Annotated in this window: 15 protein-coding genes; 6 read left to right on the top strand and 9 right to left on the bottom strand. The window is 70.3% G+C overall.

All coding sequences use genetic code 11. The features are described from left to right. Nucleotides 1–208 precede the first annotated feature (208 nt). The gene (locus tag ABZ738_RS24900) at nt 209–3043 is read left to right on the top strand and encodes an AAA domain-containing protein (RefSeq protein WP_357216878.1); all 2835 of its coding nucleotides are present in this window, start codon (nt 209–211) and stop codon (nt 3041–3043) included. Between the two features lie 84 nt (nt 3044–3127). Here ABZ738_RS24900 and ABZ738_RS24895 read toward each other — a convergent pair whose 3' ends face one another. From ABZ738_RS24895 to ABZ738_RS24870, 6 genes are all read right to left on the bottom strand, one after another. After that, the gene (locus ABZ738_RS24895; protein WP_131054247.1) at nt 3128–3451 is read right to left on the bottom strand and encodes a hypothetical protein; all 324 of its coding nucleotides are present in this window, start codon (nt 3449–3451) and stop codon (nt 3128–3130) included. Beyond that, complete coding sequence (locus ABZ738_RS24890) at nt 3448–5619, bottom strand: EAL domain-containing protein (RefSeq protein WP_357216875.1); 2172 nt, start codon at nt 5617–5619, stop codon at nt 3448–3450. Before ABZ738_RS24890 ends, ABZ738_RS24895 begins: the two co-directional genes overlap by 4 nt. Nucleotides 5620–5797: 178 nt before the next feature. Next, nucleotides 5798–6454 (bottom strand): hypothetical protein, encoded by a 657-nt coding sequence (locus tag ABZ738_RS24885; protein WP_357216990.1) that lies wholly within the window; start codon nt 6452–6454, stop codon nt 5798–5800. Between the two features lie 484 nt (nt 6455–6938). Next, complete coding sequence (locus ABZ738_RS24880; RefSeq protein WP_357216872.1) at nt 6939–8171, bottom strand: hypothetical protein; 1233 nt, start codon at nt 8169–8171, stop codon at nt 6939–6941. 84 nt (nt 8172–8255) lie between these two features. Next, a complete protein-coding gene (locus tag ABZ738_RS24875) occupies nt 8256–8450 on the bottom strand; it encodes a hypothetical protein (protein ID WP_357216869.1) in 195 nt (64 codons plus the stop codon). Between the two features lie 175 nt (nt 8451–8625). Continuing rightward, complete coding sequence (locus tag ABZ738_RS24870) at nt 8626–8865, bottom strand: winged helix-turn-helix domain-containing protein (RefSeq protein WP_357216866.1); 240 nt, start codon at nt 8863–8865, stop codon at nt 8626–8628. Nucleotides 8866–9190: 325 nt separating this feature from the next. On the opposite strand from ABZ738_RS24870, the gene ABZ738_RS24865 reads away from it, so the two are divergent. Beyond that, a complete protein-coding gene (locus ABZ738_RS24865) occupies nt 9191–9469 on the top strand; it encodes a DivIVA domain-containing protein (protein ID WP_357216863.1) in 279 nt (92 codons plus the stop codon). Continuing rightward, the gene (locus ABZ738_RS24860; RefSeq protein WP_357216860.1) at nt 9466–9759 is read left to right on the top strand and encodes a hypothetical protein; all 294 of its coding nucleotides are present in this window, start codon (nt 9466–9468) and stop codon (nt 9757–9759) included. Before ABZ738_RS24865 ends, ABZ738_RS24860 begins: the two co-directional genes overlap by 4 nt. Nucleotides 9760–9785: 26 nt before the next feature. Here ABZ738_RS24860 and ABZ738_RS24855 read toward each other — a convergent pair whose 3' ends face one another. Then, the gene (locus ABZ738_RS24855; protein ID WP_357216857.1) at nt 9786–10739 is read right to left on the bottom strand and encodes a DUF559 domain-containing protein; all 954 of its coding nucleotides are present in this window, start codon (nt 10737–10739) and stop codon (nt 9786–9788) included. Between the two features lie 269 nt (nt 10740–11008). On the opposite strand from ABZ738_RS24855, the gene ABZ738_RS24850 reads away from it, so the two are divergent. Further along, nucleotides 11009–11803, top strand: a complete 795-nt coding sequence (locus ABZ738_RS24850) for a phosphohydrolase (protein ID WP_357216854.1) — start codon at nt 11009–11011, stop codon at nt 11801–11803. A gap of 228 nt (nt 11804–12031) precedes the next feature. Here the strand turns inward: ABZ738_RS24850 and ABZ738_RS24845 are convergent, their stop codons facing one another. Next, nucleotides 12032–12592, bottom strand: a complete 561-nt coding sequence (locus tag ABZ738_RS24845; protein WP_357216851.1) for a hypothetical protein — start codon at nt 12590–12592, stop codon at nt 12032–12034. A gap of 150 nt (nt 12593–12742) precedes the next feature. Between ABZ738_RS24845 and ABZ738_RS24840 the strand changes: the two genes are divergently transcribed. Together ABZ738_RS24840 and ABZ738_RS24835 are read left to right on the top strand one after the other, a co-directional pair. Next, nucleotides 12743–13540: an SAM-dependent methyltransferase gene (locus tag ABZ738_RS24840; protein ID WP_131054242.1), complete on the top strand. Its 798-nt coding sequence runs from the start codon at nt 12743–12745 to the stop codon at nt 13538–13540. 176 nt (nt 13541–13716) lie between these two features. Further along, a complete protein-coding gene (locus ABZ738_RS24835) occupies nt 13717–13929 on the top strand; it encodes a hypothetical protein (RefSeq protein WP_131054241.1) in 213 nt (70 codons plus the stop codon). On the opposite strand, the gene ABZ738_RS24830 is transcribed toward ABZ738_RS24835, so the two are convergent. Next, the gene (locus ABZ738_RS24830; protein WP_357216846.1) at nt 13871–14650 is read right to left on the bottom strand and encodes a DUF4184 family protein; all 780 of its coding nucleotides are present in this window, start codon (nt 14648–14650) and stop codon (nt 13871–13873) included. The genes ABZ738_RS24835 and ABZ738_RS24830 overlap by 59 nt on opposite strands. Nucleotides 14651–14789 lie beyond the last annotated feature (139 nt).

Below are 14789 nucleotides of genomic sequence, written 5' to 3'. Positions count from 1 at the left end.
GCAACGGTTTCCGGGTGGAACCAGTGCGTGGGGTGAAGCAGAGCAAAGGGGGCCGGGTGGAACATCCAGGCCGACCCGCCGCGCCCGGGGGACCAGGCCAGGCCGACCACCCACGCCCGGCGGACCAGGCCAGGCCCACCAGCCACGCCCGGCGGATCGGGGCACGCGGGCGGCCGGGCGGGACGGCGTACGGCAGAATCGGCGGGCGATGCGCGCGGCGACGATCCTCACCGCTCTCGCCGACCTGGCTCCGGCCGGCGCGGAGCGGGTGTTCGACGTGTCCGGGACCGGGCGTCCGCTGATCTGGTTGCCGGAGCCGCACCGGGGTCCGCGTACCGCTCGACTGGACCGGCTGGCGGCGCTGGACGCACTGCACCGCGACGAGCGGATCCTCCGGCTGGGCCTGGCGTTCCTGGTCGGCGGCGTCGACGTGGCGGGAGTCCGACGTCGGGTGCGGCTGCCGCTGCTGGCCCAACCGGTACGCCTGGAACGCGGGCGGCGCGCCTACCGGGTGGTTCCCGCCGGTGACCTCGAGTTGACCTCGCTGATCGAGGATCGGGACCTCGCCGCCCGGTTGGAGGCCGCGCCGGGGCTCGCCGGCCCCGGCTGGCTGACCGCGCCCGGCACGGCCGCCTGGGTGACCACGGCGGCCCAGGCCGCCGGCCTGACGGTCGACCGGGTCGTGCCGAGGCCACCGCGCCGCGTCGACGAGACGACCCTGACCGGTGTGGCCTCGGCGGCGTTGTTCGTCACCCGGGACGTGTTCGCCGGCCGGCTGCGGGACACCCTGCTGAACTGGGCGGGCCGCCCCGGACTGACCGGGACCGCCCTGGCCCGGATCTACCTCGGCCCGGCCGGTACGCCGGACGGCACCGGCACCGGCACCGACAGCAGCACCGGCGGCAACAGCGCCAGCAGCAGCGCCGACGAGGGCATCGGCGGCGGGGCGGACCGGGACGACGTACTGTCGCCGCTGGCGCTGAACGAGGCGCAGCGGGACGTGGTCCGGCGGACCCGGACCGAGGCGGTGGTGGTGGTCTCCGGTGCGCCCGGCAACGGCAAGAGTCACGCCCTGGTCGCCGCCGCCCTGGACACCGTGGGCCGGGGCGGTTCGGTGCTGGTGGCGACGCAGTCCGCGCACGCCGCGGAGGTGCTGGGCGAACTGCTGCGTCGGCATCCCGGCCCGCCTCCGGTCCTCTTCGGCGACGCCGAGCGACGGGAGACCGTCGCCGCCGACCTCGCCGGTGGGATCGCGGCCGGAGTGGACGACGCCCAGTTGCGCGACGACGCCGCCGCCGTGGCCGCCGCCCGGGACCGGGTGGCCGCCGTCCGTTCCGGCATCAGCGCGGCGCTGGAGCAGGAACGACTCGCCGCCACCCTGCCCGGCTGGCAGCCCCTGCTGCCGGCGTTGGGCCACGACGCCCCGGCGGTCTTCGCACCCGACGCCGACCTCGCCGCGATCCGGCGGGCCCTGGCCGACACGCGTCGGGCGGGTACCGGCTGGTGGCCCCGGCTGCGCCGGGCCCGAGCCGCCCGACGGCTCCGGCGCCTGACCGGTGCCGGTCCCCAGCTACCCGCCGAACGGCTCCGGGCCGCGGTGGAGGCCGCCGAGGCGGTACGCGCGGCGGCGCGACTGCCGGCGGAGGGCGGCACCGACCTGTCGGCCGCCTGGTCGGCGCTGGCCGAGGCGGACGCCGCGCTCGCCGAGGCGGTCGGCACCGCGCTGCGGCACCAGGTCACCAGTGCGCGACGGTGGACCGGCGAGGGCCGACGTGCCGCCGGAGCCCTGGGCACCTCCCTGCGGGCCGGTCGCAACCGTCGCCGCGAGATGCTCGCCGGGCTGGACGCCGAGGCACTGGTGCGGGCGTTGCCGCTCTGGGTGGGCACGGTGGCCGACGTGGAGGACCTGCTGCCGCCGGTCTCCGGAATGTTCGACCTGGTCGTGCTGGACGAGGCGGCGCACGTCGACCAGTTGCGGGCCGCCCCGGTGCTGGCCCGGGCCCGGCACGCCCTGGTCGCCGGTGACCCGCGCCAACTACGGTTCGTCTCCTTCGTCTCCGACGAGGACGTGACCGCCACCCTGCACCGGCACGGGCTGGACCGCTTCGCCGACCGGCTCGACGTACGCCGGTCCAGCGCCTTCGACCTGGCGGCCGGTGCCGCACCGGTCACCTGGCTCGGCGAGCACTACCGGTCCACGCCGCACCTGATCGGATTCTCCGCACGGCGGTTCTACGGCGACCGGCTCAAGCTGGTCACCCGGCACCCCCGCACCGAACGTGTCGACGCCATCGACGTGCTGACCACCACCGACGCCGCCGTGGTGGACGGCGTCAACCAGGCCGAGGTGGACGCCGTACTCGACCTGGTCGGGAAGCTCGCCACCCAGCCGCCCGGCGGCGGCATCGCGGTGATCAGCCCGTTCCGCGCGCAGGCCGACGCGGTGGAGGCGGCGTTGCTCTCGGCGTACGACGTCGACGAGATCGAACGGCTCGGCCTGCGCTCCGGCACGGTGCACGCGTTCCAGGGCAGCGAGGCGGACGTGGTGATCGTCTCGCTGGGGCTGGTCGACGACGACCCGCCGGGCCGACACCGCTTCCTGGCCGACCCGAACCTGTTCAACGTCATGGTCACCCGGGCCCGGAAGCAGCTCACGGTGGTCACCTCGCTGCGCTCCCCCGACGGCATCGTCGCCGACTACCTCCGGTACGCCGCACAGCCGCCGGTGTCCAGCGCTCCCGACGCACCCGCGTCCGAGCCGTGGGCCCGCGCCGTCGCCGTCGAACTCGACCGGATCGGCGTGCCGGTACGCCCCGGCTACCCGGTCGGCCGCTGGCGGATCGACCTCTGCGTCGGCGCCGACGCGAACGCGGTCGGGGTGATCTGCGGCGTTCACCCGGACGGGGTGGACGCCCATGTGGAACGGCAACGCACTCTGGCCCGCGCCGGCTGGTGCCTGTACGACGTGTTCGCCAGCCGCTGGTCCGACGACCCGATCCGCGCCGCCCTCGACCTCACCGCCCGGATGGTGAAGGCGCGGTAGTACCTGTCGTGGCGTCACAGCCGGGGTCAGGAATGGCAACTCGCTCGTGCCGGTGGATGAAGTCCCGGATCCGCAGAAGACACGTCACCGTTCTTCCTCGAAGATCGGCTGCAGGTGCTTCAACAGCCTCGCGGTATCCACGTTGCGCGGCAGGTCGATTCGCATGTCGATACCGCGGCCCTTGACCGTCAACACGACAGTCTGCCGATTGTCGCGCAACCGCCAGTTGCGAATCGCGACGACCAACGCACCCAGTTGTGGCTGCACAGCGGCGAGGGTGGCGAGGTTGGCCATAACCGCGACCCCTTCGACGGCGAGCGTGAGGGCGTCCAGCCCACGAATTCCCTCGTACGGCAGATCTATCTCGTTCAGCACGTCCGCCGGCAACTCAAGCTTGACGACGCTCATCGTTCTCCTTTTACCTGGGCTGCGATCTCTTCCTGAATCTGCCGGTCGAGCGGTTGCAGGCTCGTCGACGCCACCGCCCCGCAGAAGTAGCCCTGGACGTGGTGAATGCCGAGATCCCAGATCTGCTTGAGGGCGATCGGTGCCTTCTCGTCGTACCCCTCGACCACGACAGCTCGCGGATGGGGAGCATCGCCCTGGTCACGGGCGTAGCGGGCGACCTTCGCCACCAGTTCCAACTCCTCGACGGCCAGTGGATGGTGCAGAACCGCCCGGTCGACCTTGATCTGGGTGAGCCGCAACTCGGCCATTCGCGCCAGCGACGCGTGGCCCACACCGAAGTCGTCGACGGCGAAGTTGATGTGCAGGTCCCGAGCCAGCGTGGTGAGACGACGGTGGAAGTACTCCAGCGGCTTCTGCGGCCAGTCCTCACCCGGCCCCGGCATGATCGGATCCTGCTCGGAGATCTCCAGGGTGAGGGTCTGCGGGTTGACGTCCGCCTCGACGAGTGCCCGGCTCACCTGATGCAGGTACGAGTCGCGCAACAGCGAGCGGACCGCCACGTTCACCGACAGCGGTTTGATGCCCTGCCAGTTGGCGGCGACGGCGGCCTTGGCGTACGAGCGGATGGCCTTCGAGACGAGCAGTGCGTCGCGCTCGATGATGAACCGGTCGCCCCACTGGTGCGCCATCTGCAGGACCGGCATCGGTGCTCCGGTGTCGCCCTCCTTGCGGCGGGCCAGTGCTTCGAAGCTGTGCACCCCCACCCCGGTGGGATGTCGGCTCAACTCCACCACCGGTTGGAAGACCATGGTCAGCGAGTCGACCAGCTTCTGATAGCTGGTGAAGGCGTATTCGTACACCGGTGTCGGCATCCGGCCGAACGCGGCCCGCAGCGCCGTCATGACGATCATCTCGGACTCGACCGGCTTGTTGATCGGGTCGGAATCCCAGACTGCTCGCAGGATCACCGCGAGCGGCTCGCCCATCTCCAGTTGCGCGGGGGCCGGGTCGACCACGGCGTAGGCGACCAGTCTGTCGTCCACCGCCTTGACGGGTACGCAGAGTATGCGCCGACGGGCCCCGTCGGAAACCTCATGACCCGGCATCGAGGTGCGGTACTGCACGGCCTCGTCGGCGGCGAGTTCCAGCATCGGCCGGAGCAACTCGTAGTCGAAGCGTGAGGTCTTGTCCACCACGCTGATGCCGTCACCGGCGAACTGCACCACCGCCACCGAGTCGGCGTCCACCGCGTACCGGATGAGCTCGACCTGCTGGGCGTGGTGGTTCGGCCGGTTCGCGCCGCGGAACATCCGGCCGAGCAACTGCATGATCGAGTTCGCGTGGTCCTCCAACGGGTTCTTGCAGGGCCGGATGACGCCGGGATTGGCCGGTGTGTTGAACGTCTGCCGATCGTGCCGCGACACGGGCGGCTGGGTCAGCGGTATCGCCGGCCCGTAGGTCTTCACCCACTGGGCCGGCGGCGGGTCGATGCCCTGCTCAGCCACGAACGCCGCCATCCGGGCGAACGACACCCGGCGAGCCTCGTCCGCCGCCTCGCCACGCAGTGCCCGCAGGACGTGGTGGGTCAACACACCGTGCCCGTAGTCGGTGCTCTCCCGGGCCACCCCGCCCTTCGGGCATGCCAGCAACGCACTGTGCCGGTCGACCTGGGTGCGGTAGGTCTCTATCGCCGCCGCATGTCGCCGGTCGGCGTCCGCATAGATGCCCGCCTGGCAGCAGTCCAACACCAGGAACGAGGTGCCCGCGAACGCCTCGAACACATCCCGTTTGAGGAACGACATCCGCAGGCCGTTGTCCGGCTCCCGGGGCAGCGCGTCCGGATCCAGATCAGCAGTGACCAGATACGCGTCGAGCTGCTCGTTCCACTCCGGCACCAGCGCATGCCCGGCGAAGTAGACCAGCAGCACATCCGAGGGGCCCGACTCGAACGCGATCCCGCGCAGATACGCCTTGATGTCACGCCACGTGGCGTCCGCACCGAGGAACATCTTGACGTCACCGTCGTGGAAGGTGCCGTAGTCCTGGTCGAGCAGCACGGCCCGGAGATCCTGTGCGTCACTCTCGGCATACCGCAGCGCGGGCAGTTGCACGTCGTAGCCGCACTGGTTGACTCCGATCAGGACGGCCTGTCGCTTGCTCGGCGCCATCGCACACCCCCGGAGGCGATCGGTCACACGGTCACGGCACGAGTTCGCCTGCTTGCCGTGAGCAACCCTATCGGTTTCTCCACATCGGACCGCGCAAGGTCAGATTCCCGTCAACCAGCCGCTGAGTCCGGAATCAGGCGCGACCGGATGGACACGTGCGAGACCACGTCGCGCCCTCTCACAGGCGCACGTCGGACTCCTCCGACGGCCGCATAGTCGGCAGCGGCTGGCCACCATTCCGATAGACCACCCGGAACCCGAGGTGCTGCGCCAACGGCGCCCAGCGCGCCGAGCGGGCCAACAACTCGACGCTGTTGACCTTGCCGCCGTTGACGAGCCGGTTCAGGATCACTGTCTCGAACGCCGCCGACTCGATCCAGTCGATGTTCTTGGTGAAGCCGCACACCATCGACGCCTGCGTCTCGTGCAGGAACTCCTTGAGGGCGTTGTCCGAGGCACGCAGGGCGGAGCAACTTCCGAAGTAGAGGCGCTTGCCGGCGCATCGACCGGACATCCAGCTCGCGATCTCCTTCAGGCTGACCGAGTACGAGGCGGACAGATGAACCTCGCTCGGCGACCCGTGGAGCGCGAAGAAGCCGACCTCATAGGCGGCGTACTTACGGGTCAGCCAGCGCTCCAAGAAGTATCGCAACTCTTGGGGAGTGGCGGTGTCACGGTAGACGAATCGGACACTGCCCAGGCGCTCGAGAAGTTCGAGCGTCGGCAGGACGGATCCTCGCGCCGTGAGGTCGTCATCCCACTGGCCCTCGAAGCAGAAGACCCCACCCGACTTTGCCACGGCACCCCTCTCGCCCGATTTCCCGGCGCCGACCATAGCGAAGCCTGTCATCGTCTGCGTACCGCTGACAGCGCCGCCGCAGAGGGCCGACGGTGGCTCCGGTCCAGCCGATCGGACGAAGCATGCCTGCTGCGGCCGTCAATAGACTGCGCCATTACCAGACGGCGAATCGCCCTACGATCGGCAATCCGGCTCACGAGTAGGTGGCGTGTCCAAATATGACGCTCTCCGAGACCAACTTGACCGACGCAGTGGTGAAGTCAGGTTCACACTCGACGAGATCTCGAACCTGCTGCCCGGTGGCCTGCCACCCTCTGCCTACCTATATCAGGCTTGGTGGACGAACGAAGATCGTACCCACCCGCAGTGTCGATCCTGGAGTGCTGCAGGCTTCACGGCTCATCCGGATCTCCCTCGTAGGGTCGTCAGATTCGTTCCGAAACAGAGGCGGTCCTGACGACGTCGACGGGTAATTGCGCGGGCACGCGGAACAGGTGGACACGCTCGGAGCGTCGCCCGGTCAGGTCTGCTCGTCAGCTCCGCGGAGACGGGCGGCTCGCTCGGCTATCCGGTGGGAGAGCCTGCCCGTCACCGTCTTGGCCCGGTCGAAGGTGTCGCTACCGAAGCGTCGCGCGACGTCGACGCCGTCCGCCCCGGCCTCCAACGCCTTGTCCCGCACTTCGATGGCCGCGTCCGCCCACCGTCTCGCCTCCGACGACTGTCGCTCCCCCTCGATCCCGAGCCGCCCCTGGAAGTCGACGATGGCGGTCGAGACGTGGTTGCTCGACTGCACCACCGCCGGCGCGTCGAACGGATGCATCAGCACCTTGGTGTTGGCCGTCCCGGCAGCCGCGTCCATGCGCGCCATCAGGCGCTCGGTGCACCGGGCGATGAGGTCCAACCGGTTGCGTCGGGCGGTCTTCAGGCCGAGGCGGTGGTCGTCCAGCTCGTCCGGAGACACCTCCATGACGCGGTCGAGTTCGAGCACGGCGACCGCGTCCTGTAGTTGGAAGCAGCGTGCCAGGACAGCGAGCCACTCCTGGACCTTGGACTCCGCTTCCCTGGCCGCCTTGGCGACATCACCGATGCTGCTCTTACGCTCCAGCTTCTCGGCGAGTGCGTCGAGCTGACGCAGCGCGTACGCCTGGGTGTCCGCAATCGTCGTGGGCGCGGTCTGCACCTTCGACCAGGTCACCTCGGAGACCCGGCCCACCTGCTGTCGGATGGTCATAGCCTCCTCGATGACGAAGCCCACCCCGACCATCTCCGCCAGCACGGCGTCCTTCTGGGCGCGCAACACGTCGTCGACCTTCTCGTCGATCACCGCGAGATAGTCGGTGATCTCCTCCATGGCCTGCTGCATCGCAAGCTGTGCCATGAGTCCCGCCGCACCGGACAGGAGCGCAGGGTTGGCGAATCCGCCCTTCACGAACTGGAGGTTCTTGGCGAACTCGCCGGAGGGTGCCCGCAGCGTGGCGTGGAGGTTGCCGGTGGTCGAGTTCGTGACCATCGGGAGTTTCGACGCGGCCCGCGCGGACTCCTCGGTCAGCTTCATCCAGCGGCCGGAGTGGGCGGCGAACTCAGCACCTGCCTGCGCCGCGCCCGCAGCGCCACCCAGGAACAGTCCGAGCCGGTGCAGACCGAGATCCTTCGACGGCAGCCCCTCGGAGACCAGGAAGCGTTCGACCGCCACCGGATCGCCGATGACGGCCAACCCGTCGCCGTCACTGATGAGCTGAATGTCGTCGTCCATCGTCATCTCCTGACGGTGCGGGCAGGGGCAATCAACGACGTACTCACTGCTTCGCCTTCCGGCCCCGAGTGGCCTCGGGGGACGTCACGATGCCAGCGCCTCGTCGGTGACCCGACCGCGACTGGTCGTGTCGGCGAGAAGATCGGCATGGACTGCGGCCTGCGACGAACCCCACTCTGCATCGAACTCGTCGTGCCAGCGGCGTACGCAGGGAACGATCTCGCGCAGCCACGCGACCGGCAGCGGTAGCAGGTCGCTGACCCTGCCGCCCCTACTCACGGGTGACGATCAGCGTGGCGCGGGCGTGGGTCTGTTCGCGGTGGTCCCAGCAGGTCGTTGACCGGCTTCTGCAGGTCCGACAAGAGCAGCTTCCGGTCGGCCACGCGACGACTCTAATCGTCCCGCTCACGGGACGGGGTACCCGTTAGGGCTGTTTCCGTCGCCGAGCCGCTACCTATGGCTCCCGCATCCAGGTCTTCGGATCGTTTACGAAGACACCCTTGCCCTGGTGCCGCCAGATCACCCGAAGTGCTTCCAGCCGCACGTAGACCTGCTTGACCGTTGACGGACTGACCTTGTACTTCGCCGCAAGCTGCGTAATCGAGGGCAGCCTGTCCCCCGGCGTGAGCCGGTTGGCTCTGATGTCGGCAACGATCTCGTCGGCGATACGGATGTAGTCGGCGGTGATTGGCATGACCTTCCCCTTGCGTGGCATGCCAATTCGATCACGCAACGACACTCCACAACAACTCACCGTTTGACTCAGATGACTGGGGCAGCTAAGTTGAATCACGCCTCTCCCCTTGCGTGGCAACGAGGAGCAGAGGCGTTCCCCCTGGTCGGGGCGGGTGCGCGTGCCCGTCCCGACCCTGTGAGCTGCTCTGTCGTCGTACCGCCGAACTGGGCTGCGGCGGCCGAGCGGGCGGGCCGTGCGGACGCCGGCCACGCACGGTCCGCCCTTCCACGTACCACCGCACCGACCCTCCACGCTCCAGACAGCCCTTGAGGAAAGGACCGTCGTGGCCCAGGTGTATCGAGGTGGCCAGCCCTACGGGACCGGGCGCCCGACCCGGTTGACCCCGCACGAGGTACGTACCCGCACGTTCGCCCCGCGCCGCCGTGGGGCCGACCCCGATCAGGTACGCGAGTTCCAGGCCACGGTCGCCGACGATCTTGCTGACCTGCACCAGCAGGTCCATCAGCTCGCCCACGAGAACGAGCGGCTCAAGCGGGCGCTGCGCGACTGGCAGTCGATGCACGCGCGGCACTGCCGACCGCCGAACCAGGCCCGCTGGTGATCGCGCGCCCGGCCCCCGGTGACCTGCTCCGGATCGACGGCCACGCCTCGGTGCAGTTCGCCGGGGGCCGGGCACTGACCCTGCGCGTCGTCTCGACCAGCGACCGACAGGCGTACGACGGTTGGATCTGGCTGACCGGGTACGTCATCGACCGGCACGGCACCGCCACCACCAAACGCGAGATCTACGTCCAAATAGCCGGTCTCCGCCCCGCCGCCAGCACTCCGCCGCAGTCGGCGCGGCTCGTTCGCCCTTCCGCACGTCGCACCAGGGCGGTGGTGGACGGTTGACAGTTGAGCACGTGCGGTGCCGGGCATCAACGGGGTCGACGGCTGGCCAGGATGGCGAGGGTTTCTCGGCGTACGGTCTCCGGCTCGCGCACGAGCCGACGATGGGCGAAGCGAACCACCAGGATGCCGAGAGCGGCCAGTTGTGCGTCGCGACGCAAGTCGATCTCGCGCTGTCGCGGATCACCGTGAACGGCGGCGCCGTCGAGTTCGATGTTGACGCGTTCCGGCTCGGCGTAGAGGTCGAGGTAGACGGTACGCCGACCGAGCCGGACGCGTACCTGCCGTTGGAACGTCGGCATTCCCGGGCCGGTGAAGACCCGCTCGTGGCCCCAGATCTCCAACGGACTTCGGCAGCCCTCGGCGAGCCTGGTCAGCAGTGTGCTGAGCCCTGCCCGGCCCGGCACCCGCGTCGTGCCATCGAGTGCGGCCCGCAACCGCTCGGGGGTGGTCAGCCGGTCGTTCACCGCCCTGATCATCGGCGTCCGCCGTTCCGCCGGGAAGAGCATCGGCCAGGAGTCGACGAGGGCTCGCTCGATGGTGGTCACCGGCAGTTCCTGTCGTACCAGCACCGACGGTGAGGTGAGGCTGAAGTGGCGTCGTCGGTGGACCCGGACACCGGGCCAGCTTCGTAGGCCGCTGCCGGCCGGGGCGCTCACGTGCAGCAGGTCCCCGGGCAGTTGTGCACGCAACCCCCAGACGTCGAGGGCGGTGAGGTGGCTCAGCGCGCCGCGCCCGCTAATCCAGGCAGCGACCGCACGGCGGCCGAGGTCCGGGCCGATCCGGCTGAGCGGTGGGCTGGCCGCGCGATCGTTCCGTTCGTCCAGCAGGTGTGCTGCCGCGAACACCTCCGGCAGGACCCGCACCAGCTCGCCGGTGGTGCACGCCCGTTGCAGGATCCACGCCGGCACGACCTGTGCGACGACGGCCCGGGTCACCAGGCCGTGCCCGCGCTCCACCAGTTCCGCCAGCACCACGTCCACGCCCCCGACCGTGCCACCCGGCCCGCAGGTTCCACAGCCCCGAGCGGCCGTACCTGTGGATGGGCGGCCCGCTGTGGACAACCCCCGCCCCGGCCCCCCGTCTGCTATGGCGGCCGGGAAGGTGCCTCGTCTTAGCGTGGCAGTGTGGCTGTTCTCGCAGCGGCGTGTCGACCAGCCACGCTGCCACGACAAGAAGGCGGCGGCGCGGCAGGGCGCTGCGGCGGACTGGTGGTCCCCCGCAGGCCGGGGCGATCGGTTATAAGAGACGCATGGAACTGCCACCGTATCTGGCCACCATGCCGATGCACGCGATCACCGAGATGCACGGCGAGGCCGGTCTGCGGGAGCGGTTCCGGCTGGAGATCAAGGTCTTCGACGAGGATCATCAGCAGCGCCTCGACGAGGCGTTGACACTGGCCTCAAGGCTGCACCGGGACGACCGGCGATCCCGCGAGCCGTACGTCAACCACCTGCTCCGGGTCGCCATCCGGATGATGCACTACTACGAGGTACGCGACGTCGACGTGATCGTCGCCGGGCTGCTCCACGACGCGGTCGAGGACCACCCGGCCGAGCTGGCCGGGTGCGGAGAAGCGAGCGGGTCCGGGGGCATCGGCCAGGACGGCTCCGGCCAGGACACCGCGACCGGCGAGCAGGGCGAGTCCGACCGGACCGGGGCGGCGCTGGAGGTGCTCGCGGAGCGGTTCGGGCCTCGGGTGGCGCGGCTGGTGGCGGCGGTGACCAATCCGCCGTGGGACCCGGGGCGGGGGCGTGACGAGCAGTACCACGAGCACGTCGCCGCCAGCCTGGAGCGGGAGCCGTGGGCACGGGTCGTCAAGATCTCCGACTTCACGGACAACGGGGTCGGCGTGATCCACTCGGTCGGGCCGAAGGTCGAGTCGTTGGCGCGGAAGTACCGGCCGCTGGTGCCGGTCTATCGGGATCTGGTCACCCGGGCGGACACTCCGCTCTCCGATGCGGTACGGCGGCACATCCTCGACCAGCTCGACCTGGCCGAGGAGCGTTTCAGCGCCATCCTCGACCAACCGGCCCACCCCGCCTGACCGGGTCGCTGCGACACTTGCCGTCGCGCTACCTCAGGTCGGGTTCGACCCACTGGTGGCGGGGCCACGCCACAGCCGGGACGTGCTGGGCGGGGCGTTCCCGACGCTGGCGCCCGACGGGGTGAACGCGCTGCGGGCGAGCGGGTTGTCCGACGGTCACGGCTTCGCCGTCATCGCCAGCGACGGCAGGCCACTCCGCGTGCCTGTCGAGATGAACGCGCGTACTCCTCACCCCGGGTGAACGTCACGGGTGAACGGGAGGTCCCGGTCGCCCAGGCGGCTCTGCAAGAGGGTGGCCTGGGCGACCGAGCCACCGCCGACGCCCAGGCCGTCCCGGGCCGCGTCGTAGAAGTGGTCGCGCGCCTCGTTGGCCCGGTGCAGCAGATCCGTTAGCTCGGCGTCGGTGGGCACACCTCGGACGAGACGCTCGATCGCCCAGACCGCGTCGCGCCACGCGCGGGCCGCGGTCACCGTCGGACCGTCACCGAGCAGCAGCACGTTCTCCCAGGCGAGGGTGTGCCGGAAGTCGGCCTCGACGAGGTTGGCCAACTCCCGCTCGCGGTCCACCGGCGGGCCTTTCCGGCCGGGCAACAACCGACCGGCGGTGGCGTGCACCTCCTTGAGCGCGCGGGCGAACTCCGCGTACGCGTCGAGCCGCCGTTCGTCCCAGCGCACCGTCTGGGTCCGCCGCCAGCGCGACCGGTCGGCCAGCGAGGTGGCGACGATCGTGCCGACGGTGCCGATCAGGACACCGATCAGGGCAGGCAGTTGTGCCAGCAGGCTTCCCACCACCCGAAGCCTGCCACCCTCGGGCAAGGTGACGGGGCATGGGAATCCCGCTCAAGGCGGTACCTTCACCTTCGACAGTGGACGGAGCCTGCGTACGATGATGTGATCATCCGCAGGTCCGTCAGCCGACCCCGTCGACAGGAGCTAGGAATGGCCAGCCCGGATCCCGAACTCGCCGCGAAGCTCCAGCCCGAGGTGCCGCATGCCGCGCGGATCTGGAACTACTGGATGGGCGGGAAGGACAACTTCCAGTCCGACCGGGCCGCCGGTGACGCCGTGGCGGAGGTCTACCCCGAGATCGTGGTGATGGCCCAGCAGTCGCGCAAGTTCCTCATCCAGGCGGTGCGCTACCTGGCCGCCGAGGCGGGCGTCCGGCAGTTCCTCGACATCGGCACCGGTCTGCCCACCATGCAGAACACCCACGAGGTCGCCCAGGCCATCGCGCCCGACTCGCGCATCGTCTACGTCGACAACGACCCGATGGTGCTGGTCCACGCCCGCGCGCTGCTGTCCAGCACCACCTCCGAGGGCGTCACCACGTACGTGCCCGCCGACTACCACGACCCGGAGAAGATCCTCGCCGAGGCCGCGCAGACGCTCGACTTCGACAAGCCCGTCGCGGTGATGTACATGGGCGTGATGGGCTACGAGCCGGACCTGGACGTGGTACGCGCCATCGTCGGCCGGACCATGGCGGCCACCGCCTCCGGCAGCCACCTCGTGCTCTGGGACGGCACCGACACCAGCCCCGAGGTCGTCTCCGGTGCCGAACGGCTGGCCCAGAGCGGCGGCGTGCCCTACATCCTGCGCAGCCCCGAACAGCTCGGCACCTGCTTCGAGGGACTGACGCTGGTGGAGCCGGGCCTGGTGCCGATCCCGCTGTGGCGTCCGGCGGACCCGGAGGCGGTGGCGATCGACGCGTACGGTGCGGTGGGCCGCAAGCCCTGACCCTCGCCCACCCGGGGTGATCTGCCGGGCCTTCGGGATGGCCCGGTGTGAACCGGTGCACGGACCGGTCAGGAATCGAGAAGCGCAGGTCAGCGCCCCGACCATAGCCTGACTTCCGGTCGAGCACACCACCGGCAGAGTGCCGGTGCGGCGGCTCGGTCCGGAGGGAGGCCCCGGTGAAGGGCAACGCGTGGGTCCGTCAGGTGCACCGGTGGACGTCGATCGTCTTCACGGTGGCAGTCGTCATCGTCACCGTCGTCGTGATGGGGCAGCAGGAACCGGCCGAGTGGGTGTTCTTCCTGCCCCTGCCGCCGCTCTTCCTGCTGCTCGTCACCGGCCTGTACCTGTTCGCCCTGCCGTACGCCGCCAGACGCCGCGCCGCGAGCTGACCCGGACAGCCAGGCCACCGGCCAGCAGCGCCAGCGCGGCGAGGTGCAACAGCCGGACGCCGGTCGGCGCGAGCAGGTCGGCACCGGGCAGCGCCGCCACGCACACCGCACCGGCCACGGCGACCACCCCGGCGACACCCCAGAACAGGGTCGGCCGGCGGGCCGGGACGGCACCTCCGTCCGCCTCCCGCCCGCCGCGCCGACCGATCCGAGCCGCGAGTACGACCGCCAGCGCGCTGCCGAAGACCGTGCTCGTCAGGTCCGACACGGTCCACCAGGCCACGCCGCTGACCCGGGACCAGTCGACCCCGAACAGCACCCGCAACCAGTCGTCGGTGTGTGTGAGCCAGTCCCAACCAAGGTGGCTCGCCGCGCCGAGCACCGCCGAGCCGACCGTGATCCACAGGCGGTACGGCAGCACCGCACCACGCAGCGCGTACCCCCGCCAGCCGAACCACCGGTTCCCGGGCAGGTGGACCGCGACGTCGGGACCGGCGAACCGGACCACCGCCGCGTACGCCAACGCCACGGGCAGGCACCACCAGAACAGCGCGGGCCAGGAGTGGGTGTCGGCGATTGTCCGGCCGTCCGCGCCGACGGCGAGGTACGCGACGTCCGGGGCCACGGCACCGGTGCTCAGTGCCACCCCGTCGCACCATCGGGGCCGCCAGACCTTGAGCGCCAGCACCGGCGCGAGATGCGCGGGAAAGGTCAACGGCACCGCCGCAGCCTAAGCCCATCCCTGATCGTGGCAGTGTGGCTGTGCGACACGCCGACGCGCGAACAGCTACACCGCCACGTTGAGGCGGGCACCGCCGCTCCGCCACGTTGAGGCGGGCACCGGCCCGATCAGCGGGGGC

The organism is Micromonospora sp. NPDC047793, assembly GCF_040642635.1.
Classification (GTDB): Bacteria; Actinomycetota; Actinomycetes; order Mycobacteriales; family Micromonosporaceae; genus Micromonospora.
This window is presented reverse-complemented; position numbering and strand designations above follow the sequence as displayed.